Genomic DNA, 24726 nt, shown 5'->3' on the forward strand with positions numbered 1-24726 from the left:
CGCAACCCCATTGCCCAATCTCACAGTTAACTTTAATTTTGTCCACCTACTTAGCAAGTTTAATTCGGCATAAAGCAATAAATTTCTATGCCGATTTTTCCCCTTATTAATCAGAAAATAACCATGACAACTTATTCCGAATATCAAGAAAAATTTGCTCAAATCCTGAAAAACTCTGTTTTAAGATCACTCCAAACATTTACTTGTTCTAGCAGTGTTAACCTAAATCCTCTGATCAACGCATTAATCGATTCCTTACCCTATTATGGGGATCATGACTGGAATACTGCCCATAAAACTGCTTTAGCTAACCTACTGGCAATTAATTTGCCTAACAATAGCATTGCTCCCCACCCCGATGAGCAAGGCCCTTTTTACGCCTATTATCGTTCAACTTATTATTACAATGGGTCTTATTCAGGTTATAGAGATGCTTTCTTTCATGGTATTAGTCAATCTGGTAGCGGAGAAAAAGTCGCTGCCCTGGTTGAACAAGTAAACCGTAGCTTAAACGGAGCATGGTGGGGTAATTATGCTGTAGCTGTTTTGACTGATGCTATTAAACAAAAAGTTTCTGTCAGTTTAGATACGAGCAAACTCTCACAAGATTTAACAAACTATAACAACAGCTTTAAATCAGCACTGTCGGCCAGTTTTTTGGCTGTTTTTGAAACTGGATACCCACCCACAAGCATCGCTTTTCGTGCTATAGAAGCTACAGGAGAAATGAAACAAGCGAGTTTAGTGCTATATAGCGCTATTGCTGACGGACAATTTACGGCCAATATTAACCAAGGGATTTCTACAGGAGGCGATAGTACCAATGCGGCTACCTGGTTTTTGTTTAATTTGTGGATAGCCTTAAAAGCGTTGGGATATGATAATGTCGATGCGGCAATCACTCAGTATAAAAATCATGGACTTAAAGTGCCGATTGAAGTCGATTCCCGTAGTTGGTGGACTGGGGGCTATATTAGTTGGTATAGTCCGTTATCAGGTGCTGATTTGATTGCGGAGGCTTCTGCTACAATTACGGCGGCAATGCCAGAAGAAGAACTAACCGTTTTTAGCGGCAGCCCTTACCCGGCGACGACGAACGTAAACACCCCTAATGGTTATAGTTATAGTTTTTCTAATTGGGGTTCTTTGAATCGATATCTACCCCATAGCAGTAGCTGTTTCGGTAAAGGAACTTTAGTGTTAATGGCCGATGGTAGTGCCAAACCCATAGAGTCTATTCAAATTGGCGACAAAGTGTTATCTAATTTAGGCCCTCGTCAAGTAGTCTTAATTGAAAAACCATTACGAGCTAATAGAACACTTTACAGTATCAATAATTTGAATTTATTTGCCTCGTCGGCTCATCCTTTCCGAGGTGCAGATCAATGTGGACCTATGCGTTATGCAATTGATCCTTGGGCTTTGATTGATGGTATTCCAACTATGACGGCTAAAGGTGTTGGTAAATTAGAAAAAAATATCCAACTTTTGGGGATTAGAAATAACCAGCCGACAGCCATTGAAGTTGAACAAATCAACTCACATCCAACAACTGATGAAAACGAAATAGTTTATGATTTGTTATTAGAAAATTGGGAAAAAGGCTATGCTACTTATTATGTAGGGGGTTTAGAAACTTATTTTGCTGTGGATGCAGAAACAGCAGATCCTTTGCACGATTTGGGTGTGACTATGGCAATTGTGACTGCAATGGAAATGCTCAGGCCAGCCTGTTGGGAACATATCAGTGAGCCGCACCTAGAAATTCCTCGAATTTTATCGGCTGTAAATATTTCCGATTTACCTCAATTAATTCGTAAAGCATTTCGTCCCTTTTTTGGCGGTAAAAAAAAGCAACGTCTATCAATACCCAAACAGGACTTTTATATGCGTAATAGTGAGTGGGATGCTCATACGTCATTATTAGAATATTATCTGGTTCGAGAATATGGGCGTTGGATACGCTCAGAGTTAGCAACAGGATGGCGCACCGATAACGCTTTGCCGTCCATGACAAATCATCTAGCAATTGGCTTATTTGATCTCGAATTGATCGGTGATCCAATTATGGCAAATTCTGAGGTTTTAATTGAGCTAGAAGTAAATGGTGTACAGTTTATGGGTAGCAATATGCCCCATATAATTACGTTACCTCTTCAGACAAAACCAGTCTGGAATATAAGGTTCGATAGAATAGTAAATATGGGTCGAGTATTAACGACTTCACCATCGCCAATGTTAATAGGAAGAATAAAGCTAAACCAAAAAACTTTTAGTCATTTTCGCTCTGCTATCCCTAAAAATCTACAGTCTACTACAAGAGCCGATCATTTTATCTTTAATCAAGATGGCAATATTATTGGCAGAATTTGCCTTGATTATCGTCAATTATCAGCCAAAGATTTACATAACCAAACAGTTGCGGCAGAGCAATGGACACAAAAGCATATTATGTTAATGGCAATTAGCTTAGGGCGACAGCTTGGCTATAAAATATTAGCTCAAATTGAAGCTCATTCCGTAAAGTAAGTAGGGTTTGCTGAAAAAGGATCTCAAAAATTTAGGCTCAATAGATCACTTTCATCAAGGCTGTAAATTAATAGGACTTACGCACGGTAACCAAATTATAAGGGTTTCAGGTTCCTCGCGATTCTGTGTTTTCGCTCAGGACATAGAATCGTTGTTTTTAAGTCCCTGGACATAAATAAAGTTCATTATGTTAAGAAATGTAAAAGCATTGAAAGCCTTTCCTGTTCCCAGATCCGGTGTTCCCTTACCAAACAGTTAACTTTAATTTTGTCCAGGTACTTACTTTCTACTAAATGAAAATGAATCCTGGTAACGGGATTGAAACACAGGATGCGGCAATGGCGGCAAAACCGATTACTGACTTTCTACTAAATGAATCCAGCGACTTTTTGGTGAATATGATGATGTGAATAATAATCCTAGGTTGAAGGGTTTGGCGGTTTTGTATCATCGGTTTGCGACTGAGAAAAAAAATTGCTGAAATACCTATTGTTTCGTTGTGTCGGTCGACATTAAGCCCGGTAAGGGTTTGAGGTTTGTTGGTGGGGTGTTTTTGCTCGATCTGTGGTACAATTTAAGATGAGGTTCGCAAACCGCATCTAGACGCTAGATGATATAAAGGTTCTGTGGGCAGCCCCCTACCTATTGGGTTAAATAGGAATAGTTGGAAACAAGGATTTGGTATCGATTTCTCATGTCCTCAATAGGCCCTACCTATTGGGTTAAATAGGAATAGTTGGAAACTCAATTATTTACTTACATTCACTTGTATCTATATTATGACTGAACCCTACCTATTGGGTTAAATAGGAATAGTTGGAAACTATATTTTCAGCACCTGGCAATACCTTTAAGTTAGCAGCCCTACCTATTGGGTTAAATAGGAATAGTTGGAAACAAATCTACTCTAATTTCTGTGGGGATTGGAGTCACTATCCCTACCTATTGGGTTAAATAGGAATAGTTGGAAACCGATCACCTCGCTGTTCGGGGACTCCGCCAAAGACCTCCCCTACCTATTGGGTTAAATAGGAATAGTTGGAAACAGGTTCGAGAAGCCCTTCTCCTCCATCCAGAGGGCGTAGCCTACCTATTGGGTTAAATAGGAATAGTTGGAAACAGGAACTCGGTCGCCCCCAGCTCGTCCCTGATCTCGAACCACCCCTACCTATTGGGTTAAATAGGAATAGTTGGAAACCCGATGGCGGCATCGTGATGCGGGAGGTCGGCGGGTCGAACCCTACCTATTGGGTTAAATAGGAATAGTTGGAAACGCTTAATTATAAGCTTTCGAGTCAGGTTAACTTGATATAGACCCCTACCTATTGGGTTAAATAGGAATAGTTGGAAACGCAGTTTGAACTCCAGTCACCCCAACTACCTGGAATACCCTACCTATTGGGTTAAATAGGAATAGTTGGAAACGTTGCGCACGGTGACCGGGACCAGCTCGGCGGCCCGTTGCCCCCCTACCTATTGGGTTAAATAGGAATAGTTGGAAACGAGTACCTCTGTTACTATGGCAATTCTTCCTTTTCTCCCTACCTATTGGGTTAAATAGGAATAGTTGGAAACAAGCATTTTTTCCCTCTACCACCTTAAGAACACCACTTGTGTACCCTACCTATTGGGTTAAATAGGAATAGTTGGAAACTATGTCACCCATGCCAATTCACCCTATTATTACTTGTGCCCTACCTATTGGGTTAAATAGGAATAGTTGGAAACAGGTTCTCCTAGGAATTCATTCTTTTTAAAATTATTTACCCTACCTATTGGGTTAAATAGGAATAGTTGGAAACCTTTCTGCCTTGCCAGAGTAAAAGTGTGTACTCTTTTTCTCCCTACCTATTGGGTTAAATAGAAATAGTTGGAAACTTTCTGTAATCCTTTCCCCGCCGCCTGTCCAACATCCCCTACCTATTGGGTTAAATAGGAATAGTTGGAAACCGCCGCCGACGTGAACGAACGCGCGATCTTCACGGAGCCCTACCTATTGGGTTAAATAGGAATAGTTGGAAACCGATCTTTACATTCGCGGTTGAATGACGGCAGAAAAACTCACCCTACCTATTGGGTTAAATAGGAATAGTTGGAAACTGGAGGAAATAGACAGCGATGGAAGGCGGTATAAAATTCCCTACCTATTGGGTTAAATAGGAATAGTTGGAAACATTGAATCGCTAGAACGCCCTTCCTGTCTCCATTCTCCCCTACCTATTGGGTTAAATAGGAATAGTTGGAAACGTCCTTAAACGACTTAAGGACTTTAGCCAGTTCTTACCCCTACCTATTGGGTTAAATAGGAATAGTTGGAAACTTTCGTTTTACTTATTCATACGATATTTGCAACAATATCCCCCTACCTATTGGGTTAAATAGGAATAGTTGGAAACAATAATTAAAACATTTTGATGCTCGTTACAAAGAGCTAACCCTACCTATTGGGTTAAATAGGAATAGTTGGAAACAACTCCTTCGCGCGCTTTGCCGTGCCGCCCGTCGCCGCGTTCCCTACCTATTGGGTTAAATAGGAATAGTTGGAAACGCATTCTTAACAAATGCTCTAATTTTCTGCAATCTGATCCCTACCTATTGGGTTAAATAGGAATAGTTGGAAACAAGTAATCATCTGGCTTTTGATTATGGAATCTCCGCCCTACCTATTGGGTTAAATAGGAATAGTTGGAAACCGGGGTTTACAAAAAGGTTGGCATTTACCTTGATCCGCCCCCTACCTATTGGGTTAAATAGGAATAGTTGGAAACGGCGCGAGCGACCGAGGACATCGGCCAGCAGATCCGGGCCCCTACCTATTGGGTTAAATAGGAATAGTTGGAAACTATTTGTATTTTTGTATTACTGTTGTATTACCTAAATTGTATTACTTAAACGGAGGGGAAAAAAATGTTTCACAACGTCCCATCGTCAAAACTTTAGCTAAAGTCTGGATTTATTTGACGAAATGTTAAGCAAAAAAACAATTTTGGAAGAAAAACTTAATTTAAGTCTCTTTCTTCCCAAAGCGCGGTAAATTTAGTAATTATTCTCTAAAAATACTGATGGCTAATCTCTTAACCCTAGTACCTGGACATAAATAAAGTTCATTATGTTAAGAAATGTAAAAGTCTTAAAAGCCTTTCCTGTTCTTTGTTCCCTGATAACACAGTTAACTTTACTTATGTCCGACTACTTAAACTGATAATTATTATTATAATGATATCCCTTATTATGGTAAAAAGAGAAATAGTTATAGAAGCAAAAAAATCTCCTATCTATGTCCATTATTTTTTGTCAATTTCCATCATTATCACTATTGCAATTTTGTTGTCCAAAAAATAGATTAAAAAACTTAATCAAAATAAATGAAATAAACCAGAATTTTTAACTTATTTATGAGTCAAACTATGTACACTATTGTAACCTTTGCGCCCATACAACCTTTTATAGAAAACTCTCGAAAACTTCGGGACTTATATGGAAGTTCTTACATACTTTCCTTATTATCCTGGGCAATTTGTCAAGAAGCAGAAAAAAACAATTGTAGCGTTATTTCTCCCGCGACTATCAACATCATCCAGGGAATGCCAAATCAAATTATAATTAAGGGAGATTTTCCCGAAAAAAAAGCCGAAACAGTCTTTAACAAAACCTGGGAATCTGTAGTCGAAAGTTGCCGGCAATGGATAGAAGAAAATGTTTATCAACCTGGATGGTATTTGTATTGGGAACGAGATTGGAAAAATTGGATTAATCACTGTTGGGAGTTTTTTGGGTGCAGGGAAAACCCGGAGAAAGTATTACTCAAGTGCGTCAACAAATCAATCAGGTAAAATGTAAAAGGAATTGGACAGGAATTAATTGGCATGGGGAAAGTTCTACCCTATCAGGAATTGATGCTATCGCCTATCCTTACTTAGGTTCTAAACCCTATTCAAATACCTATCAACAAGAAAAAGATGTCATCGATGACTTTTATCAGCGACTTAGAAATAAATTAGGGGAATCATTTATAAATGCTACTCGAGATTTAATAATTCCCAACGAGCAAAAAGCCGAACGTGCCAAAGAATATGGAGAATCCTTTATTGATGTACGGGAAGAGTTAAGTATTCCCGAACTGGTTAAGCGGCTAATTACTCATAAAGTCATTGTAACCAACTTACACAATCGTCTACAACAGCAAAATATTTTAAGCTCAGAAGAAAATATCACTCAAATAGCCGAAAATCTTAACCCAGAATCATTCAAAGATTTAAACCGACGTAAAAAAAAGAAAAAATCTGAAAAAAAAGAAGATCAAGAATTATATTGGACAGGATGGTTTTTAGGAGATGGAGATAATGCCGGTAAATATTTACAAAGCTTAGGTGATTTAGAGTTAAAAATTGAAGAACAAAAAAGTAACGAATTTAGTTTACAAATGCGGGAATGGGGCAAACAATTAAAAGAAAATGAAAATAGCTATTTACCAGAGGGATATTACTTAAAAAATAAATATATTGCCGGTGGTCGAATAATTTATGCAGGAGGAGATGATTTTCTAGGAATTCTTTATTATCCTAATCGTCAAATTTCTGCTAACCGATGCTTTAAATGGTTATCTAATTTTAAATCCCAAATTTGGACTCAAAACGACCCCAAGATTATTACTCCTAGTGTCGGTTATGTTTGGGTAGCGCCTAGAGTTCCCCAAAGAGACGTTTTACAACATTGTCGAGAAGCCGAAAAATCCGCAAAACAAGGAGGACGAGATCGCATAGCATTTAGGATAGTATTTAACAGTGGCAATTATCTAGAATGGATATGTCCTTGGTGGTTATTAGATCTCAAAGAGCAAGAAAAAATGCCACTAAAATTTGTTAATAATGGCAAAAACTTAATAGAGAATTATCAAGATAGGAAACAACAGAAAAACTGGGTACATTTTTATCAAGATGTAGCTACATTACAAGCGCGTCATGGCTTTTATGTCAATCCTAAAACAGAAACTATTGAAATTAATATTGCTTTAGGACTAATTGAGATTTACTTTGGCAGTGAATACAAAGACATTATAGCTGATTCTTCATTTTGGTGGAATCAAACTAATCAGGACGGCTTACAAATTTTCTCAGGCATCTTGGGCAACGGAGATCTAAAAAAATATCAAAAAAATGACCAAGAAACTAAGGAATCAAAAATAAGTAACGCCGTTAACCAATGGGTAATCAATTTAGCAAAAGTTGGGTTTTATTTAACAGATGAAACAGACAAATTTTAACCATAAACACTTGACAAATGATGAAAAATATGTTTAGTTATTTAATAATGATAGAACCGTTAGGCTTTCTTTATGGAAGTTCAGGAAGATTTTTATCACCAGAAAACTTAGTCGGGAGATCGGGAACTAACTTTCCTCCAAGTGCGGCTACATTTTCAGGATTATTTGCGGCGGAATATGGCAATGATGCTATACAAAACTTATTAGTAGCTGGACCTTTTTGGGGTAACACAGAAAAGGTTGGAAGTGAACAAAATTTTTATGTTCCTACTCCTCTAACTTATTTAGTCAGCGATGGAAAAATAGGACCTAAATTAACTTGGGATAGTAAAAAAGAAGGTTGGTTTTACGACGGAAAAGCACCTAACGATAAATTTGATCAAGGAACATGGATAGCAATCACCGACTGGCAAAATCCCACTAATGTGATCAATCCTTATAACGATAACAAAAAAGCCTGGAAATTCTGCCCCCATCTTCATCCTAAACTAGAAAAAGATCAGCGAATAGTGATACAACAATCAGACGAAGATGAACAAAGAGAAGGGAGTTTATTTTTGGAAAACGCAGTACAGTTAAATCCTGATAACTGTTTAGTTTACTTAGCTAATAGAGAACTCGAATCTGGCTGGTATCGTTTTGGAGGAGAAGGACATATTGTTGAGGTAAAATGTTTTGAATTAAATGAAAAAATTAAAGAATTATTTCAACAAAAAATAGAAACAAAATTTGCTATTATTACCCCGGCTGTTTGGGGTTCAAATAGACTTTCATACCGAGAACCCATTTATTTACAAAAAGGGGATAAAGAAAAATATAAAAAATCTGACCCTGACAGCGCTAACCAAACAGTCTGGGAGTTAGAAACCCTTTATACTAGCCGCCCTATACCTTTTCGCTATCGTCTAGGAGATCATGAACATCAACAAAAAGACGGCCCTAAATGCTTATCAAGAGGACGTTATGCTGTACCTGCGGGAACAGTTTATGTATTAAAAAAAGCCCTAAATAAAACTTGGTATGAATGGGATGAGGAATGGTTTCCTAAAGAGGGGCCATCTTTCAAGCGCTGGGGATGTGGGTTAGCATTACCAATTTAAGGGAAAGTACCTTAAATGGGTATAATTGAGGAAATTTTCCTCAAACTAAAAGTAAAAACGTCAATCATTAACTTTAGAAGCAATGACTAACGTTTTTGAGATAGTGCTTACATTTATACCCATTGAAGACAAAAAAGTCTCTAAGGTATATGAACTACATTACATGGGTATTGTCTCCAACTATTCCGATTTGACCTAATCGGTAAGGGATTAAAGCTTTTTCAAGCTGTCTTATCCTAGTATACAAAGTTACAGAACGAACTGTGACAATATCATACAAGTATTGTAGTTCATGGTTATTATGTGCTATAATTATTAAAATCCAAAAGAAAAAGTTTAGAGGAAAAAATAATGATAAATTATTTGAGGCATATTTTAAATGATAGGGTAGCATTACATTTTTGTAAAATTACTACTCAAATTAAGCTAATTGCAAGAGATTCACACTATCTTCAAATAGCTAACGTACCCAAATGGGATTTTTCCTATTTGAAGTCTCTTAGGTAGATAAAGTACATCACATGATGTAAACCTATAGTTGGGATTTAGTCATGAGTGTAAAAGAACTTCTGAATCTGAAAAAACCGCAAGATTATCCATCAAAAGAAGCTTACAAGCAAGATGTTTTAAAAGCGGTTGAATTACTTATTCGTCTGGGAATCAATGAATCTGGGTCAGCCGACTTAAAAAGTTCGATAGAATCTGTAACTCAAAAATTACAAGAAGACGAGGAACAAATTCATGGCAAAAAGCGCAGCAAACAAGAAATTCTTGAAGACTTAAAGCAAGTTAACAGTGAAATAACTGAACTCGATCTAGAAATTGCTGACCTTGAACGTCAAATAGCCATTAAAAAAGCAAAAAAGGCAATCGAATAAGCATTAGCCAAGGTCAAAATTTCAATTGACTTTGGCTAACTAATTTTTACTCTCTTATTCAGTCTCCGCAATAATCATCAAGCCTCAGCCTTAAAAACTTAATAATAATTAATGCACCAAGTAGCACAGGTATGTTAGAAGCGAATGCTATCTCTACAACTAATTCACCAATATCAGAAATAGTTCCTGTGATTCGCTGATTGTACAAGCGACAAAATCGTTCCTTAAAGCTTGGAGTTTGAACTGTAGTATCTGCAAGTTCAGCTAGTTCATCCAATTGCTCTGGGGTATCATAGCTAATACGCTCATAGTCTAGTTGTCGTCTCAGTTCTTCTAATTCACGGCGACGACGAATAGCTTCTTCTCTTCTAATTACCAGTGCTTCTAAGTTTTGTAATTCATCAGGTTGTGATTCATCAGGTTGTGATTCATCAGGTTGTAATTGATCAGGTTGTAATTCATCACGCATAGTTAGATGTCTCTATCTATTGGATTAAACCGAAATAGGACGAAACTTAATTTGACTAAATGTTATCCTTTATAATATCATAATAGCAGGCTCTTACTCAACTATGCTTACTTATCCGTAGAATATTGTAACTTTACTTTTACTCAGATAAAGGAAAAGACTATTTCCAACAACCAATTAAAATGAACTTGAAAAATCTAAAATCAATCAATAGTTTGGAGACAGATTAGTGTATCACAAAGCTTACGGAATTATCGAAACCCTAGCGCCGCTTCATGTAGGTGCAACAGCCGGAGAAGAAAGCGGCAATTTAAACCTAATTTTCCGCGATCAATTTACCCAAACGGGGATTATACCAGGAAGTTCAATAAGAGGGCGCTTTCGGTCAGAAACTTATTTAGAACAAGGAGAAGAAGCCGCTAACGACTGGTATGGGAACGAATCAGAAACTACCGAATCAAAAGTAAAATTTGAATACGCATCTATAGTTTGGCTGCCCGTATTTTGTCCCGGTCAACCCGTCGTCTGGGTGAGTTGTCCCCGTTTACTCAAGCGCTATCAAAGAATCACAGGAGTTAACGCAACCATCCCGGAACTTTACACCGGTTCGCAAACTCTACAAGCTTTAACCGTTGAAGGGAAATCAATGCTATTTTTTAACTTTGGCTTTCTTAGCGTTGAAAAAACCGAAGATTTTACCCCTTGGTTTCCGGACGGAGAACAATTAGCGGCTGTCGTCGTAGGGGATGATGAAATAGCCATGATACATGACATGGCCTTGTATCGTCAGAGTCGAGTTCGCTTAGAAAAAGACCAAAAAAAAGTCGATACAGGCGGATTTTTCAATACAGAAGCTTTACCCGAAGGAACAATTTTAATCTTTGCCATTGCCTTCAAAAACCAAGAAGATGCCGAAAAATGGCAACCTTTCAACGCAAAAAACAGCAATGAAATGTATTTAGGTGGCTTAGAATCTATTGGTTTTGGTCACTGTAAAATTAGTTTAAATCTATAAAAGGAGTCTAAAATAAAATGGCTTGGGAACCTTACAACATCGATCGAAAAGCCCATGATTTAGTTTTAAACTATCGTGACAAAGGCAATGTTATTAAAGAATCTCACAAAATGCGGGTCACCGTAGCTTATGGATTAGAAAGATTTTGGGGAGAACAGTTTCGCTTGCGGAAAATTGATGAAAATAAAGCCGCATACTGGCAAGCCACATGGCAAACATTAGCGGAAATTATGCAACAAGCCGGGGTAAATCTTCCTAACGATAAACTCTCTCCTGAAGACACCACCGCTATCAAAACAATGACCGAAAAACTGTGGAACTTTAACCCCCAACAGCGCAAAGTAGTCTTAGCAATATTGACCAATTTATGTGACAGTTTAGTCTGGTGGACACAACGTTATAAATAAGCCAAAAAAACTATGGTTAACATCAATCAAATTCCTCTCATGTTTCGCGCCCAAATTGAAGGCAGATGCCAAATACAGCGCCTAATTCCTAAACAAGAAACCCAAGAAGCTTATCATTGGGTAGACCAATGGGTTGAAGGAGTAGAAGAAGAAATCCCCGATTTTTCATCGAACATACAGACCAAAGAATACCAAATGACCTGGCGCTTTGTCAGTAACGGTGGACAAGATGAAGGGGTTATTCGTCCGGTCATTGGTGCAAAGGGTTTTCCTTTTTATCCCGGTTCGAGTATGAAAGGGGCATTTTTAAGGGCTTGTACAGAAGAAGAAGCCTTAAAATATTGTGGAGGAAAAAAAGGCAATGAAATTAATCCGGGAATATTACGTTTTCATGGAGGATACCCAAACTCGTTAGAATGGATTGAAGAAGAATTAGTAGATATTGTTCATCCACAGCAAGATTGGCAGGTAAAAACTAATGCTAATCATAGTGCTTTTATACAAATTTCTCTGCATCAACCGACCTTAGTTTTTGGCATTTCTAGCACCCGAACATTAGAGGTACAAGAGTGGGAAAAAATTTGGAAAATTTGGGAAGCGGCATTAGGAAAAGGCATAGGTTGCCGAGTCAGTGCCGGCTATGGCCAACCGAAAAACCATACAGCTAATAGTTTATTGAGTATTCATTTACAAGGAAAAGGATTAGCTTCTCAATCAATAAAAAAAGGTAACAATGAAGTTAAAGGAGAATTTCGGGCTAACCTATTTAAAGCCGCCTTACGGGGTCATACCTTGCGATTATTGGGTGGGGTAACAGATGAAAAAACGGCCGAAAGATTAACTCAGGAATTATGGGGAGGAATTGGGGGAACATCAGGCGCAACCATTGGTCAACTGGGAATTTCTTTTGAAGTTAAGCAACTTTCCCTTGACAAGTTTACTTATACGCCGAGTCGCTATCCGGTTTCTTTCCCAACTTATAAAGTCAAAGGGAGATTAGACTTATTGTGTTTGCAAAATTTATCCGAGAAAAAACAGGAAAACTTAACCCGATTTGTGACCGACTTAATACAATTTAGTTTATTATTAGGAGGATTTGGTAAATCTTGGCGTAGAGTGGACCATGAACTTTTTTTCCCCGAGTATTTAAAAAATGGAAATAAACCGATGATTGGCTGTCATTGGCAATTTATTGAACAGTCTCGCAAGCTGTATATTCCTGTTAATCAGTTAGAAGATATTAAAAGATTTTTAGAGGGAATATATCAATCGATGCAAGGTTGGGTCAAGTATAAAAAAGCCAATTTAAACTTATTGGGATGCAATTGGCGAGAAGCATTTCACCCTAATCGCGTTCAAGTTTGGGGTAGAATAGCTAATAGCCAAGACGATTCTGAAGCCATTTATTGGTTTCATCAAGCTTATAGAAGTAATCAAACCATTAAACAAACAGAATTAACCGGAAAATTAAATAAAATAGGACGAATTTGGCATCGAATGTATCCCCGTTCTATTCTTGTTGAACGAGGCAGAAAATATACATCTGAATATGTAGAATTATTAACAATTTTTCCTGATGATTCTCAAAATACCCGAGATTTTATCCTTTTTTTACAGGAATCATCCTCTTTTGAAAAGCTTTGGGGAAATTAAATTTATTTACTCTTTGAAAACTTACTCTATAAATAAAGGGGTTATTTGGGGGGAAATGAATGGTTGTCAATAAAAATTTAAAGTCCCAAACAGAACAAAAAAAGCATTAAGTGTAAGCTACTTATATCTCACTCAGGTTACGATAAGTTACGTTTAAAAACTGTACCAAATAAAGCGGCTGTAAGTAGGTGGACAAAATTAAAGTTAACTGTGAGATTGGGCAATCGGGTTGCGGGGAAAGGGCAATTGGTAAGAGTTAGGAGAGTTTTACATTTCTTAATACAGAAAGCTTTATTTATGTCCAGGTACTTATATAAAGTGGCTATTGTCAGTAAATAAAAATATAGCGTTTTTCAGTCTAGTGAGGTACAAAGTTCTTGGTTTTAGGGAACAGGGAACACCGGATCTGGGAACAGGGAACAATGAATTAAATTAAAGGTGTACCTCATTAATGTGAGAAAGGCTATAAATAGCTAAATGATAGCTAAGTTGCTTAACTCACCGGTGTAACCTGTAATCTCAATAATTGCATCAGTGCTGGCACTAAAGCCGGCTGTACTATCATTAAGAGCCAGGAAAGTGCGCGTAGTGCTTCCTTCGACAAAAGTAAAAATAGCGGCTCCGTTTTTAACGAAGTTAGTGGAATTAAATACCGATGCGATGGCGACTTCACTTAATTGGGTGACTTCTCCTAACTTCATCACTGATACGGCTCCTACAGCACTAGAACCATCAATAAAGTCTACACCAATCTTAAGATCGCCGATACGGTCAAAATTAGCTAATAAGGAATCAGTTAAAGGATTAATCACGAATGTATTAACGCCGCCGCCGCCTGTGAACGAATCAGAACCCGCGCCACCGGTTAGCCGATCATCACCGTTTCCCCCCTCGAAAACATCATTACCTGCACCACCGACTAAAGTATTATTACCTTCCCCTCCGTAGAGGGTGTCGTCACCATTACCGCCATTAACACTATCATTACCGCCTCCTGCCGATAAAATATTAGCTCCTGTGTTACCAGTCAAAGTATTATTACTACTGTTGCCGGTTCCTGTGAGATTACTACTACCCGTGAGGGTAAGATTTTCTAAATTATCCCCAAGGGTAAAGCTAACCGAAGCGTTAACGCTATCAGTTCCTTCGGCCAGATTTTCAGTAATGACATCATTGATATGATCGACGGTGTAAACATCATTTCCGCTTCCGCCAACAAGAGTATCGCTACCCGCTTTCCCATCAAGGCTATCATTGCCTTCATTTCCCTTTAAAGTATTATTACCACTATTGCCGGTGAGAGTATTATCAAGACTATTTCCTATACCTTCAAGGTTGCCGGTACCGGTTAAAGTTAATTTTTCGAGATTAGCACTTAAGGTATAACTAACCGAAGCGTTAACACTGTCAGTCCCTTCGGCCGAGTTTTCGGTAATGACATCATCGATACTATCAACGATGTAAACATCATTCTCTAAGCCGCCGATTAACGTATCATTGCCCCCCTTCCCATCAAGGCTATCATTACCTTCATAACCTATTAGAGTGTTATTACCACTATTGCCCGTGAGAGTATTATTAAGATTATTACCTACCCCGTTAATGTTGCCGGTACCGGTTAAAGTTAATTTTTCGAGATTAGCACTTAAGGTATAGCTAACCGAAGCGTTAACGCTGTCAATCCCTTCATCGGTGTTTTCAATAATGACATCATGGATGCTATCAACGACGTAAACATCATTCCCAACACCACCGATTAAGGTATCGTCTCCCCCTTTTCCATCGAGAGTATCGTTTCCTTGAGAATCCGTCAGAATATTATTACCATTATTGCCAGTCAAGCTGTTATTAAGATTGTTACCCGTTGCGTTAAGGTTGCTTATGCCAAGTAAGGTTAAATTTTCAAGATTTTCTCCTAAAATATAGCTAAGGTAAGTTTTAACGGTATCGGTGCCGGCGTTAGGATTTTCAACAATCAAATCGCCGCTACTATCGACGGTATAAGTATCATTACCATCGCCACCAATCATCGTATCATTTCCCAATTGGCCGTCAAGATTGTCGGCCCCGGGCCCGCCGATAAGTTCGTTATTGTTATTGTCTCCATCATCATTGTTAATGGTAGCGATAACCGCCGCCGTTGTACCTTTAATATAGGCTGTGTTATCTAAAAGAGTAATGCTAACCGTTTCATGGGATTCAACAGTAGTATCACCTGTGGGATTAAGAGTTAGGGATGCTTGATTATTATTAGCCGCAAAGGTAATACTTCCTGTCGTAGCTGAAAAACTCGCCGCACCGGAGGAAGTATAATCATTGTTAAAGGTAGCACTACCTCCCACACCAAAGTTAACGCTTAAAGCGCCTTCGGTTGAACCTGTACGGGTAAAGGTATAAATTAAGTTAGTAGTTCCGTCTTCATTGACTGAGGTAGGACTAACGGCAAGGGTAATAGTGGGAAGAACATCATCATTAATAATTGTTCCTGTTACTGCGCTTGTTGTTCCTACAGTATAATTAGCTGAACTACTGAGGGTTAAAGCAACGGTTTCATTGGTTTCAATGGTTGTATCAGAGGTGGGATCTATGGTTAGCGTAGCTGTAGATGAATTGGCGGCAAAAGTGACTGTTCCGCTAGTAGAGGTAAAACTCGCCGCACCGGAGGAAGTATAATCACTGTTAAAGGTAGCACTACCTCCCACACCAAAGTTAACGCTTAAAGCATTAGCGGTTGAACCTGTACGAGTAAAGGTATAAATTAAAGTAGTAGTTCCGTCTTCATTGACTGAGGTAGGATTAACAGTAAGGGTAATGTTAGGAAGACTAACATCATCATTAATAATTGTTCCTGTTACTGCGCTTGTTGTTCCTACAGTATAATTGGCTGAACTACTGAGAGTTAAGGCAACGGTTTCATTGGTTTCAATGGTTGTATCAGAGGTGGGATCTATGGTTACCGTAGCTGTGGATGAATTGGCGGCAAAAGTGACTGTTCCGCTAGTAGAGGTAAAACTCGCCGCACCGGAGGAAGTATAATCACTGTTAAAGGTAGCACTACCTCCCACACCAAAGTTAACTGTTAAAGCATTGGCGGTTGAACCTGTACGAGTAAAGGTATAAATTAAATTAGTCGTTCCGTCTTCATTGACTGAGGTAGGATTAACAGTAAGGGTAATGTTAGGAAGACTAACATCATCATTGAGAATGGTTCCTGTTACTGCGCTTGTTGTTCCTACAGTATAATTGGCTGAACTACTGAGAGTTAAGGCAACGGTTTCATTGGTTTCAATGGTTGTATCAGAGGTGGGATCTATGGTTACCGTAGCTGTGGATGAATTGGCGGCAAAAGTGACTGTTCCGCTAGTAGAGGTAAAACTCGCCGCACCGGAGGAAGTATAATCACTGTTCCAGGTAGCAGTACCTCCCACACCAAAGTTAACTGTTAAAGCATTGGCGGTTGAACCTGTACGAGTAAAGGTATAAATTAAATTAGTAGTTCCGTCTTCATTGACTGAGGTAGGATTAACAGCAAGGGTTATGCTAGGAAGGGCATTATCATCATTATTAATTGTCCCTATTACTGCTGTGGTTGTCCCAATTAGATAGTTAACTGAACTACTTAGAGTTAAAGCAACTGTTTCGTTAGTTTCAATCGCTTGATCTGGAATTGGGTCTATAATGACTGTAGCCGTAGATGCACCAGGAGCAAACGTAACTGTTCCTAAACCAACCCCAAAACTTGCCGCACCAGAGGAAGTATAATCACTATTAAAGACTGCAATTCCTCCAACTGTATAATTAACCGTAAGGGAATTAGTCATTAAACCTGTGCGGCTGAAAGTATAGACTAGGTTAGTTGTCCCGTCTTCTGTTACAGAGGAAGGATTAACAGCAAGAGTAATAACAGGAAGAGAATCATTGGTCTCGACAACAGTAAAGGAATCTTTGGCCAAGGTTGTTCCATTCAAGCGGAGATCTATTTGCCACTCCCCAAGATCTGGCACATTAGGTAAGTTTATTCCCGCCATTCTCCATCCGAAAGAGTATTTTGTTGCATCCCAATGTATTTGTGAATATAAATTCCCGTTTGGTCGGTAGAAGTAAAAATCGAGATTGTCGCCGGTGTCGGTGCCAAAAAGATTTGACCAAAAGTAGGCTTTTTGCCCTGCACCCTCATTTTGAAAGAAAACTTTGTGATCTATTGGACGATTATAAAATTCCGCTTGAGTGGGAACATAATTTGTAATACCTTGAGCCAGAGAGCCAAAAACGTCATCAGCATAAGGTACTGAAGTAGCCCACCAACGTTCAGGATTTAAATATGTTTCTACAGGCTGGCCATTTTCATAGACGACAAAGTGAAGATGAGGTCCGGTTGAATAACCCGAACTGCCAACCTGCCCCATCGGCTGACCTGCCACTACTGTATCGCCGACCTTTACAGTAATAGAGTCTTTCTTAAGGTGTCCATAGGCAGTTCTGATATTATTACCATGATCAATGACAATGCTATTAGATTTATCCAATGGCCCTGTATTATCTCCAAAATAGCGATCATACTCCCCATCATGTACAAAAATCACTGTGCCGGCTGCTGCTGCATTAACGGAAATGCCTTTATCCATACCTGCAAAGCTACCAGCTATTCCGTAATCTATTCCATTATGTCCATCACCCGTATATTTTCCGCCACGATAATCGATAATTCCTGAACTTGAATCGAGGTCAACGTAATTGACAATCGTCCAATCAACATAGGGAATTCCACCGATGGGGGAAACCAATAATCCTCCTGTTTTAGATGAATCATTATCATTATTAATAATCCCAATTCCTTGACTATCACTAATAGTTGCGTTAGTAGGATTAGTTAAGTTAATAAAAAAGGTTTCATTTTCTTCAGTAAGTTTATCCCCATAAACGTATGCAGTTATAGTTTGACTAGATACCCCTGGATTAAAAGTTAAGGTTCCAGGTTTAGCAACATAATCTAAGCCGGCAAGTGCTGTCCCATCGGCCATATTATAATCAACTGTAACTAAAGAGGTGCTAGGACTTGATAAACTAACGGTAAATATGGCTTTAGTAATGCCATTATTTCCTTCTACAACGGTGACATCGTTAATAGATAAGCTTGGCTTAGGTAAGGTGTTTAGGAGAAGATTAATAGGATTACCTTGATAATAATTTTTAACGGTAATTGTTCCATTTTGAGCTAATTTTAGAAGTAAATCGTTTCCGTTTTTGGTTTGAGTCACGTCAGAGCTATAATAAGCTGATAAATCTAAGGTGTCATTACTATCAGTATTCCAGTAGATATCATTTCCGGTTTGACGAGTGGGACTATAACCTTTAAATGTATTGGCGGCACTATTGGCAAAAATTTCATCATTGCTGCTAGAGTTAATGACATTTTCGATTAAAACATTGTAAGCAATAACTGTCCCATAATTTGAGGTATAATAGGTGACTCCATTAACCGTATAAGTGCCAGCATTATAGTCGCTTTGAGGAGTTAATATTCCCCCTGGAGTTAAGTCTAAATGATAGCCTGAAGTATTAGGAGTTAAGTTAGAAAAATCAAATGTATCTAAGCCGCCGCTATCCCAAAGTAGTTGTTTAAGTTGATAGGGACTTTCTAAAAAGGTTTGTCCATTAACTGAGAATTTATCAGTTCTAGCCGAAAATTGATAGGTAGTGTTGGTTTCGTTGTATTGTTTAGCTCCATAGAGATATTGTAGCGCTTTGAGATCATAGCTCATGAAAGTTCCAGGGGCTACGCCTCCTCCATAACCACCCATAAGTGTATGATCATAATGAAGTTCTTCAGGAGGTATAAGAACATCTTTTGCATTAGGATGATTTATTCCTAAAGCGTGTCCAAGTTCATGAATTAAAGCAGCATAGCCATGATAACCAGCAGATTCTTGGAATCCATTACCATCTCCTAAGCGATCAAAAGTCTGGTTAAGATAAATATCACTTGCCACAGTGTATAATTCATCTTCAGTAGGGCCAAAAGCACTAGCATAACCGCTACTAGAAGGCACTATGCGTATTCGCCCATAATTATTGGGGCTTTCTGTAACTTCTACAAAATCAATATTAATGACATTCTCTAGCCAATTAAAAATTTTTCGGTAATTATTTTTTACTCCTTCACTAACTTCTTCAACTCCTGTTTGACCACCAGAATAATCTCCATTAAATACACTATGAGAGTAAAAGCTATAGGTTAATTTCCTATTGCCCCAAGAAAAATTCCATTTCTCTTTCTCCCCTCTTAAAATCCCATCAATTTGATAGTCACCAGAGGGTGTTGTAGCTGCTACCGTAACTTCAGACGTTGTGGTGGAATTTGGAGTTAGAGTAAAAGTATTATTAGACGAATTAATTGTATTAGAGCTAAAAATTATGGCATCATTTGAATTAACGTTAATTTGATTAATGCCGCTAGTAGTGGCAACAGATTGATTGGTTGTTACTGAATTATTACCAACAACAGTTTTGAGTTGAGAAGAATTAATAACCGAACTAACATCGATAATTTGTAATCCTGACCAAGCATCAGCCACATAAGCATTTGAACCTACCACTGATACTGATTGAGCCGTATAAGGCGTATCATAAGTAGCCTTAAGAGTGGGTGCAGTTTTATTAGAAATATCAATAACTTGTAACCCTGACCAATCATCAGCAATAAAGGCTAAATTTCCCACTACTTGTATGCCGTTTGCATAACCTGGAGTATCATAACTTCCAACTAATACCGGAGAAGCTGGATTAGTAACATCAATAATTTGTAAGCCAAAAATTTGGTCTACAACATAAGCGTAGTTACCGACAACTTGCAGTCCTTTAGCATAACTCGGAGCGTTATAAGTTCCTTTCAAAACGGGAGAAGTCGGATTAGTGATATCAACAATGTGTAACCCTAACCCATCATTAACCAGGTAAGCCAAATTATTAACTACTGTTACAGCTTTAGTGTTAGAAACCGTGTAAGTTCCTACTTTAACCGGAGCAGTTTTATTGCTAATATCAAGAATTTCTAGCCCTGACGAATGAGAACCAACATAAGCGATCTGACCGACTACGGTGATTGCCAAAGCTGCCCCGGGAGTTTTATAAGTTCCTTTGAGAGTGGGAGCAGCAGGATTAGTGATATCAATAATTTGTAAGCCTGAATCCCAATCGGCAACATAAGCATAATTATCTGAGATCGCGATTTCGTTAGCTAAATGAGGAGTATCATAAGTTCCTTTGAGAGTGGGAGAAGCCGGATTAGTGATATCAAGAATTTGTAATCCAGAAGTATGATCAGCAATATAAGCCAAATTGCCCACCACTTTGACATCCCAAGCATGACCCGGAGTATCATAACTTCCTTTAAGGGAAAGGTCGGATAAATTAGTTAAATTAATCGTAAATTGTTCTTCATAAGATAACCCTCCTTGTCTAGTAGTTCTAACTCGAATGCTGTAACTTGTTTTGCTCTCATAATCTAAGATTTTATTCGTTTTAAGTTGATTTCCATCAAGAGTAAAGCTGGCATTGTCAGTATCTCCGACACCTGGAACTAAGCTATAACCAAAGGTATAATTAAGGTCAGTATCAGTGGTATTAAATGTGCCGATAATCGTACCAGGCGCTTGATTTTCTGGGATGCTATTATTGCTGAGAGTTATATCTGTTGGGGTTTGATTACTCCATTCATTGGGGTTAAGTTCTAATATTTGTAAACCCGATTGATTATCAGTAACGTAAATCTGATTATTGATGACACTTACCCCAATAGCCTCCCCAGGTGTATCATAAATTGCCTTAAGAACGGGAGTAGAAGGATTAGAAATATCAAAAATTTGTATTCCGGTTAATCCATCGGCAAGATAAAGATATTTACCTTCTATTGCTATGTCATAAATCGTGCCAGGAGTATAATAAGTTCCTTTAACAACAGGAGAAAAAGGGTTGGTGATATCAAGAATTTGTAAACCCGCTTGCCAATGAGAAACATAAGCGTAATTATCAACAGTTACTATGCTTCTCACATTGTTAGAGGTACTAACGGTTTTCTTTAAGATGGGAGAGATAGGATTAGTAATATCGAAGATTTGTAGCCCTGCATACCAATCAGCCACATAAGCCACGTTCCCTACGATGTTTACTCCAACACTAAAACCGGAAGTGTTATAACTTCCCACCAAAAAGGGAGAATTAGGATTAGAAATATCGATGATTTGCAATCCCGAATCATGGGCAGCAACATAAGCCAAATTTCCAACAACTTTGACATCCCAAGCATGACCAGAAGTTTTATAATTTCCTAACTGAATGGGAGAAAGAGGATTACTAATATCCATAATTTGTAATCCCGATGAACCATCGGCTACATAAACCAAATTCCCAACGACTGCTAATCCTCTTGACTCTCCAGAAGTATCAAGGTTTGCTTTAAGAATAGGATTGTTAGGGTTACTGATATCGATAACTTGTAAGCCGCATTGCCAATCACTAACATAAGCATAATTCCCCTTGATTTTTAGTTTCCAAGCCGCCCCAGGAGTATTATAAGTTCCCTTAAAAGTAATTCCACCAATATCATCAATTTTGATAGTCAGTTGTTTTTCATAAGATAGCCCTTTACTGTCGGTACTTTTAACCCGAATGCTATAACTATTTTTCTGTTCATAATCAAAGATGCTATTTGTTTTAAGTTGATTCCCTTGAATAGTAAATAGGGCATTATCTTCGGCTCCTGTGCCTGTAACAAGGCTATAGGTAAAGACATTATCCCCATCAGGATTAAATGAACCAACTACCGTTCCTATCGGCTGATTTTCAGCTATAGCATTATTACTTAAAATAATATCTGTTGGCCCAGAGGTTATAAATTCTTTTACATCAAAAATTTGTAATCCTTGACCATCATTAGCAATATAAACTAAATTTCCTACTACTTTTATAGAGTTAGAAGAGTTAGGAGTTTTGTAATTTGCTTCTAATATTGGGGCTGTTGGGTTAAAAATATTAATAATTTGTAATCCCAATTTTCCATCCGCTAAAAAAGCATAGTCTCCTACGACTGCTATTTCTTGAGTATCTCCCGATGTATCGTAACTTCCCACAAGGGTTGGGGCAGTTTTATTAGAAATATCAATAATTTGTAGTCCTGCTGTTTCATCAGCAATATAAGCCAAGTTACCGACAATTTCTAAATCAAAAGCACTACCAGGAGTATTATAAGTTCCTACTAGACGGGGAGTGGTTTTATTAGAAATATCAATAATTGCTAATCCTGCATTTTCATCAGCAACATAAGCATAATTTCCTACAATTTTTACTTCTCGCGCACTGCCAAACGTATCAATAGTTCCCTTGAGAAATGGTGCATTAGGGTTGCTGATATCGATAATTTGTAATCCGGCTCCCGAATCAGCCACATAAACATAATTATCAACGACGGTTAGCCCATGAGCAAAACCTGAAGTATCATAACTTCCCGATAGAGTTGGTGCGAGAGGATTAGAAATATCAATAATTTGAAGACCTAAAGAACCATCGGCTACATAAGCGTAGTTTCCAATTCCTGTTACTCTTCTGGCGCTACCAGGAGTATTAAAAGTCGATATAACAGAAGGGGCAGAGGGGTTAGAAATATCAATAATTTGTAATCCCACATCCCAGGCGGCTACATAGGCCAAATTCCCTACGGCTTTTACAGATAAATCTAAACCTGGAGTATTGTAAGTGGCTCGATGAATAATCTCTTTTTGATTAGTTACATTAATGGTAAATTGTTCTGTATAAGATAACCCTTTTCCTGTACTTGTTCTTATACGAATGCTGCAACTCTTTTGGTTTTCGTAATCGAAGATTTTATTAGTTAACAGTTGATTTCCTTGGATAGTAAATAAATTATTATCATTATCTCCTTCTCCATTCACTAAACTATAACTAAAGGTTTCACTACTAACAGGATTAACACTCGCCAAAGTTCCAACCAGAGAACCCACTTTAAGATTTTCGGCTACGGAATTATTGCTCAGAGTTATATCTGTCGGCGCGGGTTGACTCCAATCATTCGGGTTAACGTTTAATATTTGTAACCCTGATTGCCAATCGGCCACATAAACCGAGTTACCAACTACACTAACTCCCACTGCCTTTCCGGTTGTATCATAACTTCCCTTAAGGATGGGTGTAACAGGATTAGAAATATCAAGAACTTGTACCCCTGCGTTATTGGCGGCAATATAAGCCAAGTTATTAACGATTGTAATTCCATAAGCGGAATCAGCCATTTTATAACTTCCCACTTTGGTGAGAGAATTGGGGTTAGAAATGTTGATAATATCTAAGTTCCCATTATGTTGAGCGACATAAGCATAGTTCCCTTTGACTGCTACTTCCCAAGGTGAACCTGAAGTTTTATAAGTGCTTTTCAGGATAGGTGCAATAGATTTAGTAATCTCGATAACCTGTAGTTCTGATGATTCCCAATCGGCTACATAAGCGTAATTTCCGGCTACGGTTACGCTATAAGCGGCTCCGGTTGTATCATAAGTTCCCTTGCTTACTGGAGCGGCAGGGTTAGTAATATCAATAATTTGTAGCCCGGATAATTCATCAGCAACATAAGCCAAATTGCCCACTACTGTTACTGAATGAGCATAACTCGGAGTATCATAACGTCCCTTCAAAACCGGAGAAGCAGGATTAGTAATATCAATAATTTGTAGTCCATTATATCCATCAGCAATGTAAGCGTAATTGCCCACAATTTTTACATCATGAGTCGAACCTGAAGCATCATAAAATGCTATACCTCCCGCACCTGAAGTATTATAAGTTCCTTTAAGAATGGGACTATTCGGATTTGAGATATCAATAATCTGTAGCCCTTGATATAAATCAGCTACATAAGCCAAGTTACCGACTACAACAACTTTATTGGCTTTTCCCGGCGTATCATAAGTTCCCATATTGTTTCCTCGATTTTTCAAAAATATCAGTTTAAACAGTTAGTTCTAAGGATTGAGCCTCAGTGATGCCGAGTAAATAATCGCAAAATCCCCAAAATTTTCCGCTCTGCTGTTAAAGTACCCAATTTGACTTTTTTGAGTCACTTTTATTTATTAATAAATATGAAGTTTTGTAACCATTCGTGGCAACTTAAAACTTTATGTTAATTTTTAAGGGGTACTATTTAACTGAACATCCTTATGAGAGATTGAAACAAATCAAAAACTAATAATCCTTAATGCCGAATTAAGTTACATATTAAAAATCAACTATAGTTATTAATTTATATTTATTACAATAAATATTAAATAGTAGATAATTATACTTTTTAAACCTAGTAAATTGCAAATTTTTTTATCAATTTTTACCAACAAACTGCTTAAATAG

At 38.0% G+C, this 24726-nt stretch carries 10 protein-coding genes and 1 CRISPR repeat array; of the genes, 8 read left to right on the forward strand and 2 right to left on the reverse strand.

The genetic code is table 11. From position 1 onward, the window contains the following. Positions 1-123: 123 nt before the first annotated feature. The 5 genes from CYAN7822_RS27430 (at position 124) to CYAN7822_RS27445 (ending at position 9770) form a co-directional block, all read left to right on the forward strand. Positions 124-2529 carry a Hint domain-containing protein gene (locus tag CYAN7822_RS27430; protein ID WP_157871968.1) on the forward strand — a complete coding sequence of 802 codons (2406 nt, stop codon included), beginning with the start codon at positions 124-126 and terminating at the stop codon, positions 2527-2529. Positions 2530-3165: 636 nt separating this feature from the next. Beyond that, a CRISPR array of direct repeats spans positions 3166-5372; the repeat unit is 36 nt; unit sequence CCCTACCTATTGGGTTAAATAGGAATAGTTGGAAAC. Positions 5373-5936: 564 nt separating this feature from the next. Next, positions 5937-6362 (forward strand): type III-B CRISPR-associated protein Cas10/Cmr2, encoded by a 426-nt coding sequence (locus CYAN7822_RS39700; RefSeq protein ID WP_245602805.1) that lies wholly within the window; start codon positions 5937-5939, stop codon positions 6360-6362. Further along, complete coding sequence (locus CYAN7822_RS27435) at positions 6290-7792, forward strand: Cas10/Cmr2 second palm domain-containing protein (protein WP_245602806.1); 1503 nt, start codon at positions 6290-6292, stop codon at positions 7790-7792. Before CYAN7822_RS39700 ends, CYAN7822_RS27435 begins: the two co-directional genes overlap by 73 nt. 29 nt (positions 7793-7821) lie before the next feature. Then, positions 7822-8892, forward strand: coding sequence for a type III-B CRISPR module-associated Cmr3 family protein (locus CYAN7822_RS27440; RefSeq protein WP_041934061.1), 1071 nt, complete (start codon positions 7822-7824; stop codon positions 8890-8892). A gap of 551 nt (positions 8893-9443) precedes the next feature. After that, positions 9444-9770 (forward strand): hypothetical protein, encoded by a 327-nt coding sequence (locus tag CYAN7822_RS27445; protein ID WP_013334235.1) that lies wholly within the window; start codon positions 9444-9446, stop codon positions 9768-9770. 58 nt (positions 9771-9828) lie between these two features. Here the strand turns inward: CYAN7822_RS27445 and CYAN7822_RS27450 are convergent, their stop codons facing one another. Then, entirely contained in the window at positions 9829-10239 is a 411-nt protein-coding gene (locus CYAN7822_RS27450) for a hypothetical protein (protein ID WP_013334236.1), read from the reverse strand. Between the two features lie 229 nt (positions 10240-10468). Between CYAN7822_RS27450 and cmr4 the strand changes: the two genes are divergently transcribed. The 3 genes from cmr4 to CYAN7822_RS27465 are packed head-to-tail and all read left to right on the forward strand — an operon-like array spanning position 10469 to position 13314. Then, positions 10469-11254 carry a type III-B CRISPR module RAMP protein Cmr4 gene (gene cmr4 / locus CYAN7822_RS27455; protein ID WP_013334237.1) on the forward strand — a complete coding sequence of 262 codons (786 nt, stop codon included), beginning with the start codon at positions 10469-10471 and terminating at the stop codon, positions 11252-11254. A gap of 17 nt (positions 11255-11271) precedes the next feature. Next, on the forward strand, positions 11272-11661 hold the full coding sequence (locus CYAN7822_RS27460; RefSeq protein ID WP_013334238.1) for a hypothetical protein: 390 nt from the start codon (positions 11272-11274) through the stop codon (positions 11659-11661). A gap of 12 nt (positions 11662-11673) precedes the next feature. Continuing rightward, the gene (locus CYAN7822_RS27465; RefSeq protein ID WP_013334239.1) at positions 11674-13314 is read left to right on the forward strand and encodes a hypothetical protein; all 1641 of its coding nucleotides are present in this window, start codon (positions 11674-11676) and stop codon (positions 13312-13314) included. Between the two features lie 473 nt (positions 13315-13787). Here CYAN7822_RS27465 and CYAN7822_RS40250 read toward each other — a convergent pair whose 3' ends face one another. Next, the gene (locus CYAN7822_RS40250) at positions 13788-24299 is read right to left on the reverse strand and encodes a Calx-beta domain-containing protein (protein WP_013334240.1); all 10512 of its coding nucleotides are present in this window, start codon (positions 24297-24299) and stop codon (positions 13788-13790) included. Between the last annotated feature and the right edge of the window lie 427 nt (positions 24300-24726).

This window comes from Gloeothece verrucosa PCC 7822, assembly GCF_000147335.1.
GTDB classification, from domain to species: Bacteria; Cyanobacteriota; Cyanobacteriia; order Cyanobacteriales; family Microcystaceae; genus Gloeothece; species Gloeothece verrucosa.